This window comes from Sphingobium sp. HWE2-09, assembly GCF_035989265.1.
Classification (GTDB): Bacteria; Pseudomonadota; Alphaproteobacteria; order Sphingomonadales; family Sphingomonadaceae; genus Sphingobium.
On the sequence record NZ_JAYKZX010000003.1, the window covers coordinates 1,049,207 to 1,072,551 of the forward strand.

At 64.2% G+C, this 23,345-nt stretch carries 24 protein-coding genes; 11 read left to right on the plus strand and 13 right to left on the minus strand.

Annotated features, from left to right (window positions below):
* Positions 1–42: 42 nt before the first annotated feature.
* From U5A89_RS10555 to U5A89_RS10600, 10 genes are all read right to left on the minus strand, one after another.
* A complete protein-coding gene (locus U5A89_RS10555; protein ID WP_338161092.1) occupies positions 43–1,494 on the minus strand; it encodes a cobyric acid synthase in 1,452 nt (483 codons plus the stop codon).
* Positions 1,495–1,533: 39 nt separating this feature from the next.
* Positions 1,534–3,159: a pilus assembly protein TadG-related protein gene (locus tag U5A89_RS10560; RefSeq protein ID WP_338161093.1), complete on the minus strand. Its 1,626-nt coding sequence runs from the start codon at positions 3,157–3,159 to the stop codon at positions 1,534–1,536.
* On the minus strand, positions 3,156–3,605 hold the full coding sequence (locus tag U5A89_RS10565) for a TadE/TadG family type IV pilus assembly protein (RefSeq protein ID WP_338161094.1): 450 nt from the start codon (positions 3,603–3,605) through the stop codon (positions 3,156–3,158). Before U5A89_RS10565 ends, U5A89_RS10560 begins: the two co-directional genes overlap by 4 nt.
* A gap of 171 nt (positions 3,606–3,776) precedes the next feature.
* Entirely contained in the window at positions 3,777–4,661 is an 885-nt protein-coding gene (locus tag U5A89_RS10570; RefSeq protein ID WP_338161095.1) for a PAS domain-containing protein, read from the minus strand.
* Between the two features lie 96 nt (positions 4,662–4,757).
* On the minus strand, positions 4,758–4,973 hold the full coding sequence (locus tag U5A89_RS10575; RefSeq protein ID WP_338161096.1) for a hypothetical protein: 216 nt from the start codon (positions 4,971–4,973) through the stop codon (positions 4,758–4,760).
* 27 nt (positions 4,974–5,000) lie between these two features.
* Entirely contained in the window at positions 5,001–6,260 is a 1,260-nt protein-coding gene (locus U5A89_RS10580) for an N-succinylarginine dihydrolase (RefSeq protein ID WP_338161097.1), read from the minus strand.
* A complete protein-coding gene (locus U5A89_RS10585; protein WP_338161098.1) occupies positions 6,257–7,276 on the minus strand; it encodes an arginine N-succinyltransferase in 1,020 nt (339 codons plus the stop codon). The genes U5A89_RS10580 and U5A89_RS10585 overlap by 4 nt, the downstream gene beginning before the upstream one ends.
* On the minus strand, positions 7,273–8,517 hold the full coding sequence (locus U5A89_RS10590) for a hydrolase (RefSeq protein ID WP_338161099.1): 1,245 nt from the start codon (positions 8,515–8,517) through the stop codon (positions 7,273–7,275). Before U5A89_RS10590 ends, U5A89_RS10585 begins: the two co-directional genes overlap by 4 nt.
* Positions 8,518–8,576: 59 nt before the next feature.
* Positions 8,577–9,482 carry a DUF481 domain-containing protein gene (locus tag U5A89_RS10595; RefSeq protein WP_338161100.1) on the minus strand — a complete coding sequence of 302 codons (906 nt, stop codon included), beginning with the start codon at positions 9,480–9,482 and terminating at the stop codon, positions 8,577–8,579.
* Positions 9,483–9,536: 54 nt separating this feature from the next.
* The gene (locus U5A89_RS10600; RefSeq protein ID WP_338161101.1) at positions 9,537–10,022 is read right to left on the minus strand and encodes an RNA pyrophosphohydrolase; all 486 of its coding nucleotides are present in this window, start codon (positions 10,020–10,022) and stop codon (positions 9,537–9,539) included.
* 211 nt (positions 10,023–10,233) lie between these two features.
* Here U5A89_RS10600 and U5A89_RS10605 point away from each other — a divergent pair, with 211 nt between their 5' ends.
* Both U5A89_RS10605 and U5A89_RS10610 read left to right on the plus strand, forming a co-directional pair.
* Positions 10,234–11,610: a cryptochrome/photolyase family protein gene (locus tag U5A89_RS10605; protein WP_338161102.1), complete on the plus strand. Its 1,377-nt coding sequence runs from the start codon at positions 10,234–10,236 to the stop codon at positions 11,608–11,610.
* A 36-nt stretch (positions 11,611–11,646) separates the two neighbouring features.
* Positions 11,647–12,912, plus strand: a complete 1,266-nt coding sequence (locus U5A89_RS10610; protein ID WP_338161103.1) for a cyclopropane-fatty-acyl-phospholipid synthase family protein — start codon at positions 11,647–11,649, stop codon at positions 12,910–12,912.
* A 3-nt stretch (positions 12,913–12,915) separates the two neighbouring features.
* Here U5A89_RS10610 and U5A89_RS10615 read toward each other — a convergent pair whose 3' ends face one another.
* Both U5A89_RS10615 and purF read right to left on the minus strand, forming a co-directional pair.
* Complete coding sequence (locus tag U5A89_RS10615; protein ID WP_338161104.1) at positions 12,916–13,626, minus strand: SDR family NAD(P)-dependent oxidoreductase; 711 nt, start codon at positions 13,624–13,626, stop codon at positions 12,916–12,918.
* A gap of 85 nt (positions 13,627–13,711) precedes the next feature.
* Positions 13,712–15,172 (minus strand): amidophosphoribosyltransferase, encoded by a 1,461-nt coding sequence (purF, locus tag U5A89_RS10620; protein ID WP_338161105.1) that lies wholly within the window; start codon positions 15,170–15,172, stop codon positions 13,712–13,714.
* 201 nt (positions 15,173–15,373) lie between these two features.
* Between purF and ccmC the strand changes: the two genes are divergently transcribed.
* The 9 genes from ccmC (at position 15,374) to U5A89_RS10665 (ending at position 22,351) form a co-directional block, all read left to right on the plus strand.
* Positions 15,374–16,099, plus strand: coding sequence for a heme ABC transporter permease CcmC (ccmC, locus tag U5A89_RS10625; protein WP_338161106.1), 726 nt, complete (start codon positions 15,374–15,376; stop codon positions 16,097–16,099).
* Positions 16,100–16,103: 4 nt separating this feature from the next.
* Positions 16,104–16,235, plus strand: a complete 132-nt coding sequence (locus U5A89_RS10630; RefSeq protein WP_338161107.1) for a hypothetical protein — start codon at positions 16,104–16,106, stop codon at positions 16,233–16,235.
* The gene (gene ccmE / locus U5A89_RS10635) at positions 16,232–16,678 is read left to right on the plus strand and encodes a cytochrome c maturation protein CcmE (protein ID WP_338161108.1); all 447 of its coding nucleotides are present in this window, start codon (positions 16,232–16,234) and stop codon (positions 16,676–16,678) included. The genes U5A89_RS10630 and ccmE overlap by 4 nt, the downstream gene beginning before the upstream one ends.
* A complete protein-coding gene (locus tag U5A89_RS10640; RefSeq protein WP_338161109.1) occupies positions 16,675–16,806 on the plus strand; it encodes a hypothetical protein in 132 nt (43 codons plus the stop codon). The genes ccmE and U5A89_RS10640 overlap by 4 nt, the downstream gene beginning before the upstream one ends.
* Positions 16,803–18,731 carry a heme lyase CcmF/NrfE family subunit gene (locus U5A89_RS10645; protein ID WP_338161110.1) on the plus strand — a complete coding sequence of 643 codons (1,929 nt, stop codon included), beginning with the start codon at positions 16,803–16,805 and terminating at the stop codon, positions 18,729–18,731. The genes U5A89_RS10640 and U5A89_RS10645 overlap by 4 nt, the downstream gene beginning before the upstream one ends.
* On the plus strand, positions 18,728–19,255 hold the full coding sequence (locus U5A89_RS10650; RefSeq protein WP_338161111.1) for a redoxin family protein: 528 nt from the start codon (positions 18,728–18,730) through the stop codon (positions 19,253–19,255). Before U5A89_RS10645 ends, U5A89_RS10650 begins: the two co-directional genes overlap by 4 nt.
* Positions 19,252–19,662: a cytochrome c-type biogenesis protein gene (locus U5A89_RS10655; protein WP_338161112.1), complete on the plus strand. Its 411-nt coding sequence runs from the start codon at positions 19,252–19,254 to the stop codon at positions 19,660–19,662. The genes U5A89_RS10650 and U5A89_RS10655 overlap by 4 nt, the downstream gene beginning before the upstream one ends.
* Positions 19,659–20,306: a tetratricopeptide repeat protein gene (locus U5A89_RS10660; protein WP_338161113.1), complete on the plus strand. Its 648-nt coding sequence runs from the start codon at positions 19,659–19,661 to the stop codon at positions 20,304–20,306. The genes U5A89_RS10655 and U5A89_RS10660 overlap by 4 nt, the downstream gene beginning before the upstream one ends.
* Before the next feature lie 119 nt (positions 20,307–20,425).
* On the plus strand, positions 20,426–22,351 hold the full coding sequence (locus tag U5A89_RS10665) for a potassium transporter Kup (RefSeq protein WP_338161114.1): 1,926 nt from the start codon (positions 20,426–20,428) through the stop codon (positions 22,349–22,351).
* A 126-nt stretch (positions 22,352–22,477) separates the two neighbouring features.
* Here U5A89_RS10665 and U5A89_RS10670 read toward each other — a convergent pair whose 3' ends face one another.
* Complete coding sequence (locus U5A89_RS10670; RefSeq protein ID WP_338161115.1) at positions 22,478–22,948, minus strand: Hsp20 family protein; 471 nt, start codon at positions 22,946–22,948, stop codon at positions 22,478–22,480.
* Positions 22,949–23,345 lie beyond the last annotated feature (397 nt).

Sequence of the window (23,345 nt, forward strand, 5' to 3'; positions counted from 1 at the left end):
GCGGTAAAAGGGCGGCATCCGGCCGCCTTTTTTGCGTCCGCTTTACGCTATTGCCAAGGCGACCATCGCGTCGATGTCGCAATGGGTTTCCAGCAGCACAGCGATCTCATCCAGCGCGTCCTCGACCGACCGGTCATAGTCCGCCCCCGCAGACGCGCTGCCCAACCGCCGCAACAGCGCATCGCGCAAGGCCGTGCTGGCGAGCAAGCCATGGACATAGCTGCCCATCACCCGGCCATCGCGGCTGATCGCACCATCCGGGCGTGAACCGTCGAGCAGGGCGAAGGGGCGGGCGCAGTCCGGGCCGTGGGTTACGCCCATATGCATTTCATAGCCGCCAAAATCGGCGTCGAGCGCCCGGCCGCGCACCTGCGCCAGCGTCTTGGCTCCGGACAGCCGCGTCTCCACGTCGAGCAGGCCCAGCCCCACCACCGCGCCCGCCGGTCCCTCTACCCCGTCGGGATCGGCAATCGTCCGCCCCAGCATTTGATAGCCGCCGCACAGCCCCAGCACAGCGCCGCCGCGGCGATGGTGGGCGCGAATGTCAATGTCCCACCCCTGTGCCACCATCGCGCGCATGTCCGCGATCGTGGCCTTCGACCCCGGGAGGATCACCAGCGCCGCGTCGCCCGGCATGGCTTGCCCCGGTCCGATCATGCGCAGGTCGATCCCCGGCTCCAGCTTCAGCGGATCGAGATCGTCAAAATTGGAGATGCGCGGCAACACAGGGCAGGCGACCACCAGCGGCGCGGCGGCAGAAAAGCGGCGCTGTTCCAGCACGACCGCATCTTCGCTGGGCAGCCGGGCGACTGCGTCCAGCCATGGCACCACGCCAAAGCCCCGCCAGCCCGATAGCGCCTCGATCTGCCTGTAGCCATCGTCGAACAGCGCCGGATCGCCGCGAAACTTGTTGATCAGGAAACCCCGGATCATCGCCGCGTCGTCAGGATCGATGACGGCGCGGGTGCCGACCACCGCCGCGATCACGCCGCCCCGGTCGATATCGCCGACCAGGATCACTGGCACGTCGGCGGCGCGGGCAAAGCCCATATTGGCGATGTCGCCGCTGCGCAGGTTGATTTCGGCAGGCGATCCGGCGCCCTCCACCACGACGATGTCGCACTGGTCGCGTAGCCGTTCGTAACTTTCCAGTACAGCCCCCAGCAATTGCCCGCGCGCGCTGCGAAAATTGCCGGAGCCTAACACCCCGCGCACTTGCCCATGGACGATCAGTTGCGACGTCCGGTCCGCCTGCGGCTTCAACAGCACCGGGTTCATGTCGCTATGGGGTGGCACCCCGCAGGCGATCGCCTGCAAGGCCTGCGCCCGGCCGATCTCTCCCCCATCGCTGGTGACGGCCGCGTTGTTCGACATATTTTGCGGCTTGAACGGCCGCACCCGATAGCCCCGGCGCACCAGCGCACGGCACAGGCCTGCCACCAGCACCGATTTGCCGACGTCCGATCCGGTTCCCTGCAACATGATAGCGCCCATAGGCTGCTCCTGACGGCGGAGCGGCCGCAACGCAAGCGATCAGGCTACGATCGCCGCCATACCGCAGCGGCGCTGATGCACACGCACCTCCGCCGACCCCACCCGCACGCCCAGCGTCGCCGTCACGCTATTGAGGATGCCGTCCAGCAAAGGGGCCGTGGTGCCCAGCACGGCGCCGACCAGCGGACTGAGTGGGCTGTTGCCGACGGTGATGCCCAGGAGCGATACCTGTATCTGCGTCTGGCTGGTCAGGCTGGCGGCGATCCCCTGCGTCACATCCCGCGTGCTGACGGTCTTGGCCTGCTGCGCGCTGATATCGGCGGGAGAGAAAAAGACGCTCTGGCTCTGCGTTCCGCCCAGACTGATATTGGCATAGCCGGTGACGCGCGTGCCGATCGTCTGCGCCAGCAGCGCGGGACGCGGATTTGCGGGGACGGAGAAATTGGTCAGGGCGTTCACATCGATGTCACCCAGCACGGCAGAGCCGACCGATGGCGTGACCGCCAGGGTGACGCCGCCATCATTGCCGCAGCGGATATCGGATAGGCGCGCTTCCGCCGCCGCCAGTTCGATATAGAGCGGTATGCGCACCGACGCGATGCCCGACAGGGCGGTGGCGACCGACGTCTCCAGATAGATGCGCGCCTGCCCCGTGCGCAGCACTACGTCGCGCTTGGCGGTGATGCTCATCAGCGGCGAGCGGGTCTGACCTTCGCCCGTCACCAGCATCAGCCGGGTGCTGGTCAAGCCCGGTACGGCGACATGCAGATCCATCGGCACCGATGTGCCCGATGGCGGGCTAAGTACCATGCGCAGCATTGAGAAAGCGTCGAGCAGGATATTGGGCTGGCCGGTGGCGCTGGCCGCGCCGCGCATCGGGCCAAGGTCGATGATGTCGCTCAGCCGAATCGATCGGCCGGGAATGCGGCTCGACAACGCCAGCAATGTCGCGCTGGCCGGGCCGGTCCCTGCGCCGTCCGCCATCGCGCCGAGCAGATCGGCCAGGGGGATTTCCCGGTCGAACAACGCGCCATAGGGTTCGCCGTCCCGCCCCGTCCGCACGCGCAGGGCATCGGCGACCCGCAGCAGGTCCAGGTTCGCGCTGAGCAGCCCGTTATAATCCATCACCGACAGATTGAGTTCGGTCCCGGCAAGGTTCGACAGCAGCATGTTGGGCAATCCGCCGCTAAGCGAAGCCAGGCCGGTGCCGAGCGAGAAGGCGGCGGCGTCGGATCGTGCGGCAGTCGCGCGGGCGCTCAGGTCCACGCCATCGCGGCCGACCAGCAGCCGCGCGAAGAAAAGCGGCGTGCGGCGGCGCACTTCCACCCGGATCGCGCCGCCGGTCGCATCGCCCGCGCGGAAACGCTGATCGATCGGCACGGCGGGGTCAGGCACATAGCTGCCGCTGTCGAAGGTGGCGAGGGCGACGCCGCCGACGCCGCTCCTGACCACCATCTGTTCGGCGGCGGTCCGGCCACCATCGGCGGCTGCCAGGGCGGCGGCGTCGGCCACGCCCTGCAACTGACGGCGGGCGAGATAGACCGAGCCGAGGTCGACGGCGACCGTGGCCGCGCCCGCCAGCATGAACAGCGAACTGGCGAGCATGAAGGTCACGCCGCCGCGCCGGTCCCGCGCCAGCCCCCGGCCAAGGGACGAGCGGTTCATTGGCTGGCGATCCGGACGACGGCGGTGCGTTCCAGCACGCTGCCAGGCATGGGAAGGGGGATCGCGGCGAATAAGGGCGCGCTCGACAGATTATAGCGCAACGTCACCGTGTAATAGCCGCCGCTTTCGCCCGTGCTGATGCCGATTGTCTGGGCGCCGGGAACGGGGAAGGCGGCCCGCGCCGCGACGATGCTCTGGTCCACCAGCGTGCGCCGTTCGGTCGCGTTCAGCCCGGCCACCGATGCGCGGGCGGCATCATTGGCGGCCTGTTGCAAGCTGTGGGCAGTCATGAACCAGCTGCTATAGCCCAATATGCCCATCAGCAGCAGAATGAGCAGCGGCAGGGCGAAGGCGGCCTCTATCACCGCACTGCCGGTCTGGTGACGTAGCAGCGCGGCCAGGGAGCGGCGCGATCGGGTGAAGGGGCGGGCGCTATGGTTCGACATGCGGATGATGTTACGGGGCGCGCTTCAATTTCGGGTTTGGCCTCACACCCCGCTCATTCACGCGTTTTACGCAAAAGTGGGACGAGGGGCGGCGGGCCAGCACCGCCCTTTCCCGTAACGGTTGCGGGGAACCGCCCGGCATCCTCCGATATGGACGTTGTTTCCGGTAACTCAGCCGACGCTGGCGGGGGTGATCACGATAACCGCCCCTTCCGTTCCGTAAATGCCATGCAGTCGCGCGATCGCCGCGTCGATCGGCGCGATGATGCCATCGTTGGTGAGCAACTGGGTCGGGAAGCGCATGTCGCCATCGCCACGCAGCACGCGTTCCATCTGCTCGCGAAAGTGGGGCCGGACGGGCAGGGCTATGAGGTCGGCGACCGGCACGTCGGCCAGCCGATCCGCCGTCAGTCCGACGATCGCGCAGAAACTGTCGTTCACTACATCGATGAAACCGCGCATCGACACGCGCACATAGCTGACGCCGCCATGCACGCCCATGGCTTTGAGGATCGCCGATTTGACGTCGGCCAGCCGGTGGCGCTGCATATCGGCGGTAATGTCCCGCAGCAGCAGCGCAACCCCGCCCGCGAAGGGAAAGGTCTGCACATGCAGCCATACATCGTCGCGAAAGGGGGAGGGGATGTCGGCCGCGCTCGCCTCGCCGGAACTCAAGCTATGGCGGATATGCGCTTCCGTCAGCGTGCCCGACAGTTCCGGAAAGGCATCCCATAGGGACTGCCCATCCAGATGCCGGTCCCACCGCTTCGCCATGGCGAGTGCCACGCCGTTGACATAGTCGATGGTCAAATCCGCGCGGCACAGAACCAGACCCTGATGAATGCGTGCAGCCAGTTCGGTCGTACGATCCGGTGCGGGTTGCTGGTCATCGCCGACCGCCAGCGTGCGAAAACGGTCCATGCCCATGAAGACATGGGTTTCGCGCCCGTGATGCGTCACCATGACAGGTTCCTGCGATCCCACTTCGCGCCAATGGGCGAAATTGCGCACCAGTTCGGCGGCGGGCACGCTGCGCCTGCGTCGATCGTCCAGCATCTGTCGGCACTCCGTTATCGTGAACGGAAGGCAGGATAGATCAGGATGCGAATATGCGAAGGTCGAGTTCGATCCGTTTCGGAACGACGATGGGCGTCACATGCCGCGCTGATATTCGACGGCGTCCAGGATCTTGCCGCCCGCCATCAACACCGTGCCGGAACAGGCGAGCGCCAGCAGATGGCCGCCGGTGCCGGGATATTGCTGCATATAGGCATGGCCGCGCTCGGCCGCGCCCAGCGCCAGCGCATAGATCACCAAAAACGCTTCGAACTTGGTCTTGATGATGAAGAGGTTTTTGATCCGTTGCATGGTGATTCCATCCGGCTTGCCCCGCCGTCAGGGACACAAGTCGCCCGACAGCTGTAAATGGTCAACAAGGGTTAACCATGATTGTTCGATCCGGGCAATCAGCCGTGTGTCGCTCAAATCCTTGGGTTCGATCAATTCTGGCCAATATTGGGACACGATCGCCGCAATATCGTCCAGTCGCGCTTCATCGACCAGAAAGCGCGGATCGATATCGGCGGGATCTGCCACCACGCGCAGCCGCAGGCAGGCAGGACCGCCGCCATTGGCCATGGACTGCCGCACATCGACCGGCACAAGGCGGCGGATCGGGCCGTTGCCCGCGATCATGCCTTGCAACCATGACCAGACCGTTGGCGTCTCCTGCGCTTCGGTCGGCAGCACCAGCGCCATCGTCCTGTCAGGCAGAGTGACGAGCTGTGCATTGAAGAGATAGGATGCGATCGCGTCGGCCAGGCTGACCGCGCTGGCGGGCACCTCCACGATCTCGACGCAGGGCAGCGCCGCGCGCAGACCGGCGTAGAAAGCCTCCTTGTCGGCAAAGGCCTGTTCGTGGGTGAAGAGCACGCGCTCGTTCGCCACGGCAACGACATCATTGTGAAACGCACCCGCCGCGATCGCCGCTTCGGACTGTTCCACAAACAGGGTGCGCACCGGGTCCAGCCCGTGCAGCCGCGCCACCGCCTTGCTCGCTTCCCGATGCTGGCGAGCCGGAAATGCGCCGCCCGACCGGCCATAGACGAAGACTTCGACGCCCGGCTGGTCGTGCCGTTCGGCCAGGCGCATGTGATTGGCCGCGCCTTCGTCGCCAAAGGGCGCGGGGATGGGATCATGCACCACAAAGGCGCGGGGGTCCGAAAAGGCGATGCGCAACTGCGCCAATGTCTGCGGCCATTCATGGCTGCGATGCGGCATGGTGACGAGGTTGGCGACGGTCAGGTGGGTGCGCCCGTCCGCCGTGTCGCTGGCAGGCGAGATGGTCGCGGCGTTGGCGGCCCACATGGACGAAGCGGACATGGCGGCCGCGCGAATATGCGGATCGGCATCGCCCACATCGGTGCCCAGCTTGGTCAGCCAGGCGACGTCTGGTCGCCATTGCGGCAGGAAGATGCCTTGGGTCAGGCCCAGCCGGATATTGCCGCGCATTTTCTCCAGCCCTTGCAAGGCCGCCGCGCGCGGGTGCGACACTGCCCCCGCATTGCGCGCCGATGCCAGGTTGCCCAGGCTAAGCCCCGCATAATTATGGCTGGGACCGATGATCCCGTCGAAATTGATTTCGCGAACGCTCATGCCCGCACCGCCATGGTGAAGGCGCCGCCCGCTTCCAGTCCCAGCCGCGCCGCGCTCGCGGCGTCGAGCGAGATCGCGCCGTCCGCCCCTTCCTGAACATAGCCCCAGGTGCAGCGATAGTCCGCCAACTGGCCGGTAGCGATCAGCATCTTGTCGCCGCCCTTGTCATGGGTGGCGGCCAAGGTGACGTCCCGCGCGCCCGCGATCGTCTTCAACTGGTCGATCTGCCCCACCATGGTCGGGCCGCCGTCGAAAATATCGACATAGCCCGCATTGTCGAATCCTTCCGTCTCCAGCATCCGCATCGCCGCGCGGCCATTGGGGTGGGGCAGGCCGATGACGGCGCGCGCGCTGTCGGTCAGCATCGCGGTATAGATCGGCGTCTTGGGCATCAGGTCGGCGATGAACTGGTTGCCGTTGACCGCGTTGAACTCGTCCGCTTCCTGGAAACTCATGCCGAAGAATCGCCCCGCCAGCCCATCCCAGAAGGGCGATCCGCCCGCTTCGTCGATCACCCCGCGCAATTCGGCGATCACCCGATCGCCAAAGCGCGCGCGATGGCTGCGGATGTAGAGATAGCGGCTGCGCGCCAATAACAGCCCAAGCCCCTCCGCCCGTTCGCGCGGATGCAGGAACAGCCCGCCGACTTCGACCGATCCTTCCAGATCGGTGGTGAGCGAGAGCATCTGCGCGCGAAAGGTGCGCCCCAGTTCGCGGCTATGTTGCGTCAACATGCCTAGCCGATAGCTGTAGAAGGGCCAGCTTTGTCCCACGGTCGAGAAGATCTGGCACGTCCCGCGCACCTGCCCCGTCTCGACATTTTCCAGCACCATGACGATCAGTTCGTCTTCTATGCCGTCGCCCTCTCGCGCCAGCGCCTGCTCGGTCCGCTCCAGCTTGGCAGTCAGCGCCGTGCGGTCCGGCGGCAGATTGGTGAAGCCGCCCCCGGTCAGCTTCGCCATCTCATACAATGTCTGCAGATCGTCGGCGCGCGCGATGCGCATGATGAAGCTCAAGCGGTCATCCCCTCATTTTTATGATGTCCCGGATCGAACTGGCCGTTGGCGATCCGCCACAGCGCCAGCGCGGACAAGCGCGCCCGTTCGGGCAAGCTGTCGGTCAGCAGAAATTCCGCGTCGCTATGGATGCTGCCGCCACGCACGCCCATCGTATCGACCACCGGCACGCCGCAGGCCGCGATATTGTTGCCGTCGCATACCCCGCCGGTATCGCGCCAGCCGATATCGAGGCCCAGGTCCGCGCCGCATCGGCGGACCAGCCCGAACAGCGCCTGCGCCTTGCCGTCCATCGGCTTGGGCGGTCGTCCGAACGATCCGTGCAGGTGCAGGCGGACGTCATGGTCGCGCGCTACCTCCGCCATTGCCCGGTCGATCAGCGCGCGGGCGGCGATCTCGTCCGCCGGGGTCCGTGGCCGGAAATTGACCCGCAACACGGCATGATCGGGCACGACATTGTTCGGCCCGCCGCCATCGATCTTGGCCGGATTGCAGGAAAAACCGGTCCCGCTGCCCGCCTTCAACCGCAACGCCAAGTCGGCCGCCGCCAGCAGCGCGTTGCGGCCATCGTCGGGATTGCGACCGGCATGGGCGCTCAGGCCCGTGACGGTGATCGAGAAATTGCCGCTCCCCGCTCGCGCGCCTGCCAGCGTCCCGTCGGGCAGCGCGGACGGTTCATAGGTGAAGGCCGCCAGCTTGTCCGCCGCCATCGCGCGCAACAGCGCCGCGGAAGACGCGCTGCCCACCTCCTCGTCGCTGTTGATCACCACGTCATAGCCCAGCGTGGCGACCGCCTCCGATGTCTCGATCGCCGTCAGCGCAGCCAGCATCACCGCTATGCCGCCCTTCATATCGGCCACGCCAGGACCGTTGAGGATGCCCGGCTCCAGCCAGCGTTGCTGCTGAAACGGATGATCGATCGCAAAGACCGTATCCATATGCCCGGTCAACAGCAGGCGGACCGGGGCGTCGGGACGGACAGACAGCGTAAGGTGGCGGCCATGATCGATGGGCTGGATGCCCCCGTCCGCCGCCACACTGTCGACCGGCGCCGGGTCCACCAACCGCACATCGCCGGGCAGCACCGCAAAGGCATCCGCCAGCACCCCCGCCATCCGGGCAAGCCCGTTCAGATTGCGGGTTCCGCTATTAATCGCCGCCCAATCCTGAGTCTGCGCCAGCATGGGCGCTGCCGCCGCGCGGTCCAGCAATGCATGTTCCTGCGATGAAAAGCCCGTCATCCGCTCTGGTCTATCAGAGCCTGACGCGCGCCTCCACCCCCGCAAGAAAATTGCGCGCCTTAGAAATCATAGGTCAGGGTCAAACGGCTGAGCGTGTCCAGATCGCGGCTCGTCAACAGCGTCTCGGATTCATATTGGATATTGTAGGAGAAGGCGGCCGACAACCGCGTGCTGACCTTGGTTTCCACCGAAGACAGGGCGTTGAGTGTATAGACGTCGCGTTCGGCATAGCCCGATGCGGTCTGCTTGAACGTGACCGTCGGCGTTGCGCGCCACGCCAGCGCCATCGATCCACGCACGCCCAGCTTCGTTTCCTGCGCGCCGATCATATATTGGGAATGGCGCAGCGACGGCCCGATATCGGCCGACAGATCCACCGGCTTGCTGACGATCAGCTTATAGCCGACGCCGACCGATGTCGTGTAACGTTCATCATAGCCGATCGATGTGTCCCGCTCGAACTGCGCCAGGCCATAGATGAATCCGCGTGGATCGAACTCGTAGCGCGGCTCGTAACCCGCGAAATAGCGTTCGCGCGAGGTCACGCCATTGGCGCGGCGATAATCGACCGCCCCGGTCAGCTTGTGCGACCATTGCAGCCCGGCGCGGGTGGCCGTGGCGGCCAGGGTGATGCCCAATTCGCTGGTCGATCCGGTCGATCGGAATCCGCCCGCTTCGACGCGGCCGGTCCATAATTCGGTGAACCGCGCTTCGCGCACTACCATGTCGTGGGTCGCCTTGGTCCGGTCCTTCCAGCTATTGACCATCCGCTGGATTTCATCGGCGGAACCGGGATTGGTCTGTTTGGCGATCTTGGAAATGGTAGCGATATCGGTTTCGTTGCCATTGGCGATGGCCGCTTCCATCATTTCGCGAACGGCGGTCGGCAACAGCGCCGGTTCGCTGGCATGGGCCATAGCGGGCAAGGCTGCGGTCAGCAGCAGGGGGATCAGACGGGCACGCATGACCCCGTCATAGCCAAGCGACAGCGGATTTTAAGCCCCCAAATGCCTTTGACGTCAAAGAAGCGCCCGAAATTCCTGCAATATGTCGCGATACAGCTTGCGTTTGAACGGCACGATCAGTTCGGGCAGCGTATCGGGCAACGTCCATTTCCATTCCCGAAATTCGGGGTGCTTGGTCTGGATATTGATATCGCTATCTTTGCCGATGAAGCGGGCCAGGAACCAATATTGTCGCTGGCCGCGATATTTGCCGCCCCACAATTTACCGACCAGTTCCGGCGGCAAATCGTAAAAATGCTCGTCCTTGGCCTTGGCGATAATCTCGACCAGATCGGCGCGGATGCCGGTTTCCTCTTCCAGTTCGCGCAGCGCCGCGGCCTTGGCCTCCTCGCCGTCATCTATGCCGCCCTGCGGCATCTGCCAGGCTTCAACGACATTATCCAGGCGCTGACCAACGAAGATCCGGCCGTCCATATTGGCGAGCATGATCCCGACGCAGGGCCGGTATGGCAATGTCTGTTCACTCGGCATGGAAGCCATGTCGTCCCCAAAAAATCGGTTTCCTGGCGATCCTCGTCCCGAAAGGATCGCCTTCACGCCGTCGTCGGCTAGAATAGGCAGGAGAAGGGGCTGCGTCCATCACCCGAATCATAGCATTGTCAATTTGCGACAAGGTGATGGGCTGCGATAAGCGGGCAATATGCCCATAGGTTCGCTTGGAACCGCTGGCGGCCGCGCGCATTGCCTGTCCATGTCCGATCCCGTCCTGCTCTGGCTCCGCCAAGACCTTCGCCTGTCCGATCAGGCTGCCCTGATCGCCGCCGCCAACGAAGGACCGGTCGTTCCTATCTATGTGCTGGATGATGAGACGCCGCGTCATTGGGCGATGGGAGGGGCATCGCGATGGTGGCTGCACCACAGCCTGACCCGGTTGGATGAAAGCTTGCGCGAAAAGGGATCGCGTCTGATCCTGCGTCGGGGCAACAGCGCCGATGTACTGGCCGCACTGGCTAAAGAAGTCGGCGCATCGCGGGTCCACGCACTGCACCATTATGAGCCATGGTGGCGCAACGCGGAAAAAGCGGTCGGTAAGCTGTTAGATTTATGCCTGCACGACGGTGGTCTGTTGCTGCCACCCGGCGCGGTGCGGACCGGCACGGGCGGCATGTATCGGATCTACACGCCCTTCGCGCGATCGGTGATTGAACATATGCCACCCCCGCCGCCGCATCCGGCGCCCCAGCGGATCGATGCGCCTGCCTCATGGCCCGCAAGCGACTCGCTGGACGACTGGGCCTTGCTGCCGACGAAGCCCGATTGGGCGACAGGCTTCGCCCAGGACTGGACGCCGGGCGAGGTCGGCGCGCGCGCGAATGTCGCCGCGTTTCTGGACGAAGCAGGCGACTACCCGGTCGCCCGCAACCTGCCTTCCACCGAGGGTACGTCCCGCCTGTCGCCCCACCTTCACTTCGGCGAAGTGTCGCCCGCCTATGTCTGGCACCGCGTCGATAGTGCAGGGCATGATGCAACGATCTTCCTCAAGGAATTGATCTGGCGCGATTATGCCCATGTCCAGATCTGTGAATTTCCCCGCTACGGCTCCGACAATGCGCGATCCGATTTCGATGCGCTGCCTTGGCGCGACCTGCGGGAAGCGGGGGCGGACTTTGCCGCCTGGAAGATGGGGAAGACCGGCTACCCGATAGTTGACGCCGGCATGCGCCAGCTTTGGACGACCGGCTGGATGCATAATCGCGTGCGCATGATAGCGGCCAGCTTCCTCATCAAGCATCTGTTGATCGACTGGCGGCATGGCGCGCGCTGGTTCTGGGATACGCTGGTCGATGCCGACTATGCCAATAACAGCGTCAATTGGCAGTGGGTCGCGGGCAGCGGCGTCGATGCCAATCTGTTCACTCGGATCATGGCACCGCTGACGCAGTCGGACAAATTCGACGCCGCCTACTATATCCGGGAATGGGTGCCGGAACTGGCCGACCTGTCCGATACGGAAATCCATGATCCTGATGCGCATGATGCCCGGCCCGCCAGCTATCCCGCCAAGATCATCGGCCATCGCGAAGGGCGCGAACGGGCCTTGGCCGCCTATCGTCAGAGCAAGCGGTGATTGCAGCCGTCGTCGGCTTGCGGCAGGATCGATGTCATGAATGCAACTGATCCCCGACGCGGCAGGCGCGCGCTGTCCGTGAAACATCCGCCGCGATCGGGCGCGCCCTCGATCGCATCGCGCGCGCTGGCGCCGCTGTTTCACCGTCTGCTCGATCGAATTGATATGGGGTTGGCGGAAGGCGCGCTGGAATTGTCGCTGCCGGATGGCACCAGGCGGCTGCTGGGCGGCCGGGCGCCGGGGCCACAATGCCATGTGGACCTGCGATCCTGGCGCGCGCTGGTGCGGCTGGCCGTTGGCGGATCGGCCGGCTGGTATCGGGCCTGGGCGGCGGGCGAATGGACCAGCCCTGATCCGGTGCCGCTTTTCGCCCTGTTCATGCGCAACGCGGCGTCCTTGGGGCAGGCAGCGCGTCCGCGTGGTCCCGGTCGCTGGTTCGGCAAGGCGATGCACTGGCTGCGACGCAACAGCCGGACGGGTTCGCGCCACAACATCGCCTATCATTACGACCTGGGAAATGATTTCTACCGGCTGTGGCTGGACCAGGATATGCATTATTCCAGCGCCTTGTTCATCGATCCTGACGATCGGCTGGAGCCGCTGGAATCTGCGCAGCGGCGCAAGGTCGATGCGATCCTCGATCGCCTCGACCTCCATGATGGCGCATCCTTGCTGGAGATCGGTTGCGGCTGGGGCGGCCTGGCCGAACGGGCGATGGAGCGATGCGCGATCGCCTATAGCGGGCTGACCCTGTCGATCGAACAGGCCGACTATGCGCGCGATCGATTGGGATCGGGCGCGCAAATCCTGCTGACCGACTATCGCGATGCGCAGGGGCAATATGACGCCATCGCCAGCGTCGAAATGGTCGAAGCCGTCGGACAGGCTTATTGGCCCGCTTATCTGGCCGCCATCCACCGGCTACTGAAACCGGGCGGCAAGGCGGCGATCCAGTATATATTGATCGATGACGCCATCTTCGAACGCTATGCTCGCGGCGCGGATTTCATCCAGGCCTATATCTTCCCCGGCGGCATGCTGATGTCGGAAAGCCGGTTTCAGGCGCTGGCGCAGCAACAGGGGCTGGAGTGGCGCGACGTCCATCGCTTCGGCCTGGATTATGCGGAAACGCTGCGCCGCTGGCGCGAACGGTTCGACCACGCCATCGAGCAAGGCGAGCTGTCCGCCAGTTTCGACCAGCATTTCGTCGCCTTATGGCGCTATTATCTGATGTATTGCGAGGGCGGCTTTCGCGGCGGCGGGATCGACGTGGCGCAGGTGACGCTGATCAAGCCCGCCTGACGCTCAGCCCTCGACCCGCATTCTGTGGCCGGTCGGTGCATCTGACGTGACGAGATCCACGATCGTCTTCGCCACGACCTCCGGCCCCTTCAGGCTCGCCGGATCTTCGCCGGGGAAGGCGCGGGCGCGCATCGCCGTGCGGGTCGCGCCAGGGTCCACGATATGGGTGCGGATGGCTGAGATATTCTTCATTTCCTCGCCATAAGCGCCGACCAGTGTTTCCAGCGCCGCCTTCGACGCGCCATAGGCACCCCAATAGGCCCGCGGCGTAACCACCGAAGAAGTCAGCGCCACGACGCGCGCGTCACCGCTGGCGCGCAACATGCCGTCGAACGCCGCGATCAGCGCCTGGGGTGCTGCAATGTTGAGCGTCAGGAGGCGCGCAAATTCCTTGGCGTCGATCGCAGGCACGGAAGCCAGCGCGCCCAATGTCGCGGCGTTTAGCACTAATATGTCGAGCGCCTGCCAGCGCCCGCCGATCGCCTGCGCCAGTCGGCCGATGCTCTCACCATCGATCAGGTCGAGCGGCGCGATCGTCGCGCTGCCACCCGCCTTGTGGATGCGGTCCTCCACCTCTTCCAGTCCGCCCGTGGTCCGTGCGGTCAGCACCACATGCGCGCCAGTAGCGGCCAGCGCCTCGGCCGTAGCGGCGCCGATGCCGCGGCTTGCGCCGGTGACGAGCGCCAATTTGCCGGAGAGGGGAAGGTCGGACATGATTTTCCTGTCACGCCGGCAGGGCCGGACATTGCTTCAAAAGCAAAGGGGAGTGGGCGGCCCGGCTGCGGACCGCCCGGGATCGTCAGACCACGCGCTCGGCGAGCAGTTCCAACTGATTGGTCACCACCACGTCATCCTGATCGGTCAGCGTCGTGGGATAATCGCCGGTGAAGCAGGCGTCGCAATATTGCGGGCGGATATCCGCGCGCTTGGCTTCGCCCAGCGCCTTGTACAGGCCGTCGATCGAAATGAAGGACAGGCTGTCGGCATGGATGAAATCCTGCATTCCGCCCACGTCCAGCTTGTGCGCCAGCAGCTTCGTACGTTCGGGCGTGTCGACGCCGTAGAAGCAGCTATGCTTGGTCGGCGGCGACGCGATCCGCATATGCACTTCCGCTGCGCCTGCTTCGCGCATCATCTGCACGATCTTCAGCGACGTCGTACCGCGCACGATCGAATCGTCGATCAGCACGATCCGCTTGCCTTCGATCAGCGCACGGTTGGCGTTATGCTTCAGCTTCACGCCCAGATGGCGGACCTTGTCGCCCGGCTGGATGAAGGTGCGGCCGATATAGTGCGAGCGGATGATCCCCAGTTCGAACGGGATGCCCGATTGCTGGGCATAGCCGATCGCGGCGGGCACGCCGCTGTCCGGCACCGGGATGACATAGTCCGCCTCAACCGGGTTCTCGATCGCCAGTTGCGCGCCGATCGCCTTGCGCACGGAATAGACGCTGGAGCCGTCCACGATCGAATCGGGGCGGCTGAAATAGACATGCTCGAAAATGCAGGGGCGCGGATGCACGTCGCCGAACGGACGATGCGACCGAATTTGCCCGTCATTGGTAACGATCACCAACTCGCCTGGATCGATCGTACGGACATAATCCGCGCCGACGACGTCGAGTGCCACGGTTTCCGACGCGAATATGGTCGAGCCGCCCAGGTCGCCCATCACCAGCGGCCGGATGCCCAGCGGATCACGGCAGGCGATCATGCCTTCGGGGGTCATGACGATCAGCGAATAGGCACCTTCGACCTGCTTCAACGCATCGATGAACTTGTCGAGCAGGGTGCGATAGCTGGACGTCGCCACCAGATGGATGATGACTTCGGTATCGGACGTGGACTGGAAGATGGAGCCGCGGCGAATCAGTTCGCGGCGCAGCTTCATCGCGTTGGAGATGTTGCCGTTATGGGCGATCGCGAACCCGCCCGAGTTCAGTTCCGCATAAAGCGGCTGAACGTTGCGCAGCGATGTTTCGCCGGTCGTCGAATAACGCACATGGCCGCAGGCGGTGTCGCCCGGCAGGCCGCGAATCACTTCGTCCCGGTCGAAATTGCCCGCGACGTGCCCCATGGCGCGATGGGTATGGAAATCATGCCCATCCCAGCTGGTGATTCCGGCAGCTTCCTGCCCGCGATGTTGCAGGGCGTGAAGACCGAGCGCCGCGATGGCGGAGGCGGTTTCAGCGCGGGAAACGCCGAAAATGCCACATTCCTCGCGCAACTTGTCGTCGTCGAAGGGGTTCGTCGTAATCATGGGTGCGAGCGGTTCCATAGCCGTTCCTGACAGGCCCACAGGGCCGTCCATGGGCGCGCATATAGTGTCTCTTCCCCGGTTTGTCGCCCTCCTGTAACAAAAAAGCGTGCCAAGGCGTTGCAACGCTGCGTTTCCCGGCCTTTGCCATCGGCAAAATGCCCCTCTGGCGTTGGTCGGCGCGCGCCGCTAAAGACGCAACCGATGCATCGTTTCGCCAATCCCGCCCGCTTCCTAAAGATCGCGCGTCCGCTGACGGGGTGGCTGTTCTGGCCGGGCCTGTTGCTGCTGGTCGTAGGAAGCGTCTGCGGCTTGTTCATGACCCCGGCGGATTATCTTCAGGGGCAGACGGTGCGCATACTTTATATCCATGTGCCCGCCGCCTGGCTGGGCATGGCCGGATGGAGCGGCATCGCGATCGCCGGGCTGATGCAGTTGGTATGGCGCCATCCGCTGGCTGCGGTCGCAGGTCGCGCCATTGCCGCGCCCGGTGCGCTGTTCACCGCGATCTGCCTGATGACCGGATCGATCTGGGGCCGTCCGACCTGGGGGACATGGTGGGAATGGGACGGGCGGATGACGTCGATGTTGATCCTCCTCTTCCTGTACCTTGGCTATATCGCTCTCGGCAACGCCAGCGCCAAGCAGGCGCAGTTGGGTGGCGTCAACAATGTCACCGCCATTTTCGGCTTGGTCGGCGCGATCAACATTCCGATCATCAACCGATCGGTGGTGTGGTGGAACAGCCTGCACCAGGGGCCATCGATCACGCTGACCGGATCGAGCATCGCGGGATCGCTGCTCTGGCCGCTGGCCTTTACATTGCTGGGCTTTACCCTTTTGTTCGGCGCGATCGTGCTGATGCGGATGCGGGCGATATTGGCGCAGAACAAAGTCGAGGCGCGGATGCAGCGTCTGGCAAGAGGATAGGGTGATGAACCAATGGGGTTTCGTGATCGCCGCCTATGCGGTGACATTGGTCGGCACGGCGGTCGTCAGCATCGCCAGTTGGCGCGCGATGCGTAGCGCTGAACAGCGCGCCGACCAATTGTCGGACCGCGCATGAAGGCGAAGCATCAACGACTGATCCTGGCGCTCGCAGCGCTAGTGGCATTGCTCGGTGCGGGGCTGCTGGCCGCCTCGGCGCTCAAGGACGAGGCCGCTTATTTTTACGCCCCCAATGACGTGAAGACCAAGGGCGTCGAACCGGGCAAGGCGATTCGCCTGGGCGGCATGGTGGTGAAGGGCAGCCTGACACGCGCTGCCGACGGCGTGACCATCCGCTTTAACGTTACCGACGGCAAGGCGACGGTCTCGGCGACCTTCAGTGGCATCGCGCCCGACCTGTTTAAGGAAGGCAGCGGCGTCGTCGCGGAAGGGTCGTTTAACGGCCAGGGCACGTTCGTCGCCACCAACCTGCTCGCCAAACATGATGAACGCTACATGCCCCGCGAACTGGAAGGCATGAGCTATAATGAAACCACGCATGAGATGAAGGCGGAGCGGTGAGCAATCTCTACGCACCTCGTCATCCCAACAGAAGCCAGGATTTCACTGTCTTTCTGCCGTGCGAAGAAAAGAGCGATGCCAGCTTCGGCTGGCATGACGACTATATGGTTGAGGGGCAGCCCGCATGATCGCCGAAACCGGCCTCGCCGCGCTTTGGCTCGCCGCCGCGCTGGCGTTGCTCCAACTGATCCTCGCCTTTGCCGGTCTCAAGGGCGGCAAGACCGAGTTGCTCGCCGCCGTCCGTCCGGCAGCCGTCGCGCAGGGCGTGCTGACTGCGGTCGCCTTTGCCGCGCTCATCACTTTGTTCATGCGGTCGGATATGTCGGTGCTGCTGGTCGTGACCAACAGCCATTCGATGAAGCCCTGGCTTTATAAATTCGCGGGCACATGGGGCAATCATGAAGGCTCCATGCTGTTGTGGGTCACGGTAATGGGCGTGGCGGGGGCCGCCGTCGCCCTGTTCGAACGTGCGCTCCAGCGGAACGCCCATATGGCGACGCTGGGCGGGCAGGCCGCGATCTCGCTGGGTTTCTACGCCTTTCTGCTCTTTTCGTCCAACCCTTTCGCCCGGATCGATCCGGCCCCGGCGGACGGGCAGGGGCTGAACCCGCTGCTGCAAGACCCTGGCCTCGCCTTCCATCCGCCGACGCTGTATCTGGGCTATGTCGGTCTGTCGGTCGCCTTTTCCTTCGCCATCGGCGCGCTGCTGACGCGGCAGGTCGACGCCGCCTTCGCCCGCGCGATGCGTCCCTGGGTGCTGGGTGCCTGGGTGCTACTGACGCTGGGCATCACGGCGGGCAGCTATTGGGCCTATTACGAGTTGGGCTGGGGCGGCTGGTGGTTTTGGGATCCGGTCGAGAATGCATCGCTCATGCCTTGGCTGGCCGCAACCGCGCTGCTCCATAGCGTCACCGTGCTGGCGACCCGCGACGCTCTGCGCGCCTGGACGGTGATGCTGGCGGTCGTTGCCTTTTCCATGTCGATGGTCGGCACCTTCCTGGTCCGGTCGGGCATATTGACCAGCGTCCACGCCTTCGCCGTCGATCCGACGCGGGGCAGCTTCATCCTGGGCCTACTTGCCCTCTACATCGGTGGAGCGTTGGCGCTGTTCGGCTGGCGGATCGGATCGGTGCGCGAAGGCGCGCCGTTCGAACTGGTCAGCCGCGAAACCATGTTGGTGATCAATAATCTGTTGCTGACGGTCATATTGGGCCTGGTCCTGATCGGCACCCTCTATCCGCTGATGACCGAAGCCTTCGGGCATAAGGTGTCAGTGGGCGCACCCTATTTCGATCGCATCGCCGGGCCGATCGCGCTGGCGCTGATGGTGGCGATGGCCGCAGGTCCGCTGACGCGCTGGCGAAAGGATCAGGCGCGAGCAGTCTGCAAACGATTGTCATTGCCGCTGATAATCGCGATACTGGTGTCCATCTCGTTGTCTCTTTTCGCTTGGGGCCGCATCGGTATCCTGCCTTTTCTGGGCCTGGTCGTCGCGGTCGCCGTGGGCGTCGGGAGCCTCGCCCCGCTCTGGAAACGCAAGCTGCTCCGCACCCCGCTTTTTACCTATGGCATGGTGATCGCCCATATGGGCTGCGCCGTCAGCCTGGCGGGCATGGCCTGCGATTCGGCCTTCACCGTCGAAAAGCTGGTCGCTGCCCGCCCCGGCGACGTGATCCAGACAGCCGGCTGGTCGATCCGCTTCCGCCAGATCATGCCGATCGCCGGCGACAATTGGACCGCGCTGCAGGCCGACATGGACGCCAGCCGCGGCGGGTCTTCGGTGGTGATCCACCCTCAGTCGCGCTTCTTCGCCTCGCCGCCGACCACGACCAGCGAGGCAGCGTTGCTGACCCGCTGGGACGGCCAGCTTTATGTCGTGCTGGGCGAAGAGGTGGAGGGCGGTCGCTGGCAGTTGCGCATCTGGTGGAAGCCGTTCGTCACGCTGATCTGGCTGGGCGGCGTCATGATTGCGCTGGGCGGCGCGCTGGCGCTGGTCGGGCGTGAACGGCGCGGTTGGCTGATGAAATGGCGCGCGCGGGAAGCGCTGGCATGAGGAAGGCGCTGATTTGGCTGCCCTTGGTCCTTTGCCTGGCCTTTGTCGGCCTGTTCGCCAGCGGCTTGTTCAAGCCCGACGATCGGGTCATCCATTCGCGCCTTGTCGGCCAGCCGCTACCCGCCTTCACCTTGCCCGCAGCCGCCAGCGACCGCCCGGCGCTGGCGAGCGCGCAATTGGCGACCGGCAAGCCGCGCCTGCTCAACATCTTCGCCAGCTGGTGCGTCCCCTGCGCCGCCGAAGCGCCGCAACTGGACGCGCTGAAACAGGCGGGGGTGGAGATCGACGCTATCGCCATTCGGGACGCCCGACCCGATGTCGACGCATTCTTGAAGCGCAACGGCAATCCCTATGCCCGCATCGGCCTGGACGCGCGCAGCAGCGTCCAGATTGCGCTCGGATCGTCGGGGGTGCCCGAAACCTTCGTCATCGATGGCAAGGGGCGCATCGCCTACCAACATATCGGCGACATTCGCGCCGACGACGTGCCGATGATCCTGGACCGGCTGAAGGATGCGCAATGAAGCTGATCCTTGCTCTCCTCCTGGCGCTGGTCGCCCTGCCGCTTGGCGCGCAGACCGCGTTGCCGCCCGCGCCCTATGCCGACCGGCAGATCGCCGACCCGGCGTTGGAGCGCAAGGCGAAGGCACTGATGGAAACCATCCGCTGCCTCACCTGCCAAAGCCAGTCGATCGCCGACTCGGGCGCCAGCATGGCGGGCGACATGCGATCGCAGATCCGCGAACGCATCATGGCGGGCGAACAGCCCGAGGCGATCCGTAGCTGGCTGATCGCGCGCTATGGCGATTGGGTCAGCTATGAGCCGACCGCCGCGCCGATCCTGTGGCCGCTATGGGCCGCGCCGATCCTGTTGCTGGGATTGGGGCTGCTGTTGTTGCGTGGCCGGATCAAGCGGAGGAAAAGCGCATGATCGGCTGGTTTATCGCCTTTGGTCTGGCGGCTATCGCCTTTGTGGCGCTACTGCTGATCGGCCGTATCCCGCGTTCGGCGCGGGAGATCAGCGCGGCGGCCTTGCTGCTCGGCCTTGCGGGCTATGCGTGGCAGGGCAATCCGGGTCTTGCCGGGGCGCCTCGCGTCAGTCGGGAAGCGGCGGCCGATAAGTTCGACGAGAAGCTCGCCGAACAGCGTCGCGGGCTGGCGGAACGCTACGGCCCGGCGGGGCAGTGGCTGATGATGTCCGATGCGCTCGGTCGCCAAGGCAAGACCCGCGAGTTTGCGAACATCCTGCTGTCCGGCCTGCGGGCCACGCCAAACGACGCCAATCTGTGGCTGGGACTGGGCAATGCACTGGTCGCCCATGCCGATGGCGTGGTGTCTCCTGGTGCCGACTATGCCTATCGCCGCGCCCTGACGCTCGATCCGTCGGGACCGGCGCCGCGCTATTTCTATGGGCTGGCTCTCGCCCGCAATGGCCAGTTGCAGGCGGCGCGCGACCTGTGGGCGCCGCTCGCCGCCAGTGCGCCTGCGGGCAGTCAGGTGAAAGCGGAACTGGATGCCAATATCGCGCGTATCGACGCCATGCTGTCTGGCGGTGCGACCCCAGGGTCACAGTAAGGCATAGCGTTCGCATTGCGCGCTATTTGGAGCCGTGGTAGGGCGCGGCGGTTTACGGGGGACGCGCGGACCATTCCGCAGTCGCCCCCGCTTGGGTGTCGATACGAGCATGATCCTTCATGGCTGACCTCCTTCCCAATACCGCCCCGGCCTCGCATGAGGATGAGGGCGGTCATGGTCACGCACGGCAGAAAGCGACGCTGAAGCTCGTCGTCGGCGCAATCGGCATCGTCTTTGGCGATATCGGCACCAGCCCGCTCTACGCCTTTCGCGAAACCTTTGCCGGACATCATCATCTCGACCTGGATGCCGATCATATATTGGGCGTCATCAGCCTGATGTTCTGGTCGATGATGCTGGTTGTGACGATGAAATATGTCAGCATCATCATGCGTGCCGACAATAAGGGTGAGGGCGGCAGCCTGGCGCTGCTGGCGCTGATCAACGGGCAGACCAAGACGCAGCGCTGGTCGCGGGGCATCGTCCTGCTGGGCGTGTTCGCAACCGCGCTGTTCTATGGCGACTCGATGATCACCCCTGCCGTCTCGGTCCTGTCGGCGGTCGAGGGTCTGACGGTCTATAACCCCGCTCTGGCGCCCGCGATTCTGCCGGTGGCGATCATGATCCTGCTGGGCCTGTTCTGGATACAAGGGCTTGGGACCAACAAGGTTGCGGCCTTTTTCGGGCCGATCATGCTGGTCTATTTCATCACCATCGCGTCGCTGGGTCTGCTGTCGATCGTCAAGACGCCGGGCATCCTCTACGCGCTCAATCCTTATTGGGCCGTGATGTTCTTCGTCACCGATCCCTTGCCCGCTTTCCTGGCGCTGGGATCGGTCGTGCTGGCAGTGACGGGCGCCGAAGCGCTCTACGCCGATATGGGGCATTTCGGTCGCAATCCGATCCGCGTCTCTTGGCTGTTTTTCGTACTCCCCGCGCTGATGCTGAATTATATGGGGCAGGGCGCTTTGCTGTTCCGCGAAGGTGCGGCGGCCCTGCATAGCCCCTTCTACAATCTTGCGCCGCAATGGGGACAATTGCCGCTGATCGTGCTGGCGACGCTGGCGGCGATCATCGCGTCGCAGGCGGTGATATCCGGCGCTTTTTCGGTCACGCAACAGGCAATCCAGTTGGGCTTCATGCCGCGCCTGCGGATCGAGCATACCAGCGCGTCGACCGCTGGGCAGATATACATCCCCCTCATCAACTGGGGGTTGATGGTGATGGTGATCCTGCTGGTCCTGACCTTCAAGACATCGTCCAACCTGACCGCCGCCTATGGCATTGCGGTGACCGGCGCGATGTTCATCGATAACGTGCTGCTGACCGTGGTGGTATATCGGTTGTGGCATTGGAAATGGTATTATGCTGCCCCCGTGCTGGCGGTGTTCTATCTGGTCGATGGCGCCTATCTGGCGGCCAATCTGACCAAGGTGCCGGACGGCGGCTGGTTCCCGTTGCTTATCGGCTTCGTCGTCTTCACCCTGCTAACCACTTGGTCGCGCGGTCGGCGGTTGGTGCAGGACCGGTTGCGCGAGGCGGCGATGCCGATCCCGGTCTTCGTCGCGTCCGCCGCCAACAGCGCGGTGCGCGTGTCGGGCACCGCGGTGTTCATGACATCGACGCCGGATGGTGTCCCCCATGCGCTGCTCCACAACCTCAAGCATAACAAGGTGCTGCACGAGCGGGTTATCCTGTTGACCGTCAAGATCAGGGACGTGCCCGTGGTCGAGGATGACGGGCGCTGCAAGCTGGAGGATCTGGGCCGCGGTTTCTTCCGCATGGTGCTGCAGTTCGGCTTCATGCAGGAGCCGGACGTGCCCGCCGCGCTCAAGAATATCACTGGCTGTGGTCAGGCGTTCAAGATGATGGACACCAGCTTCTTCCTCGCGCGGCAGACCCTGCTGCCATCGGCCAAGCCGGGGATGCCGTTGTGGCGGGAGAAGATTTTCGCCTGGATGCTGCGCAACGCGGAAAGCGCGATGGAATTTTTCCGGCTGCCTACCAACCGCGTCGTGGAACTGGGTAGCCAGGTCGAAATCTGATCCGCCGCGCCTTTGCATAGCCCGAAGTTCACACCGTCCTGAACGATATGATCATCCTTGATCGTGACAGCAAAAAGGGCGCGGCCTTGCGGTCGCGCCCTTCGCTTTTTGCATCGATGTCAGGGATCAGGCGGCGTCGCGATCCTTGCTGCCGATCTCGACCAACTGACCGCCGTTGACGGCGATCTTCTTGGGCTTCATCGCCTCGGGCACTTCGCGCAGCAGTTCGATCGTCAGAAGGCCGTCTGCCAGGTCCGCCTTTTCCACGCGCACGAAATCGGCGAGTTCGAACCGGCGTTCGAAGCTGCGGTTGGCGATGCCGACATGCAGGAACTTGGTGCGATCGGTATTGCCCTCATCCTTGCGGCCGACCACCTGGAGCAGGTTCTGCTGCGCGGTGATGTCGATTTCCTCGGGACGGAAGCCCGCTACCGCCAGCGTCACGCGGTAACGATCTTCGGACAGGCGCTCGATATTGAAAGGGGGGTAATTGTCGCCCTGCGCCAACCGGGCATTGTTTTCGATCAGGTCGAACAGACGATCGAAGCCGACGGTGGAACGGCGATAGGGGGTCAAATCAAAACCACGCATTGTCATAATCTCCTAAAGAGCAAAATGAACCGGCCGAACCCATCAAGGCGTTCGGCTTGAAACTGTTCGACCCCATAAGGCGGACGAACGAGATCGATATGGTTCGATGAAAAGCGGTTTCAAGAGGGAACGTAAGGACAGGCCGATCGCCGTCGGGTGGACCTTTTGTCCCATCGCCAAGGTCGATCCGGGCCGGTAGGCGAGACATAATAAAAAACACCCGGATCGTGCTTTCACGATCCGGGTGTTTAATGGACGATTGCTCGTCTCCCCCTTGGTCTGCCTCAACCGCTTCTCAGCCCCCTAAGCTCGAAGCGGGATGCAGTATCCCTGAACCACGGCCTTTTACCTGTGCTTCGAGTGTCTTGCTATGACCGCTGCGGCCCCGAGTTCACGGGCAAAA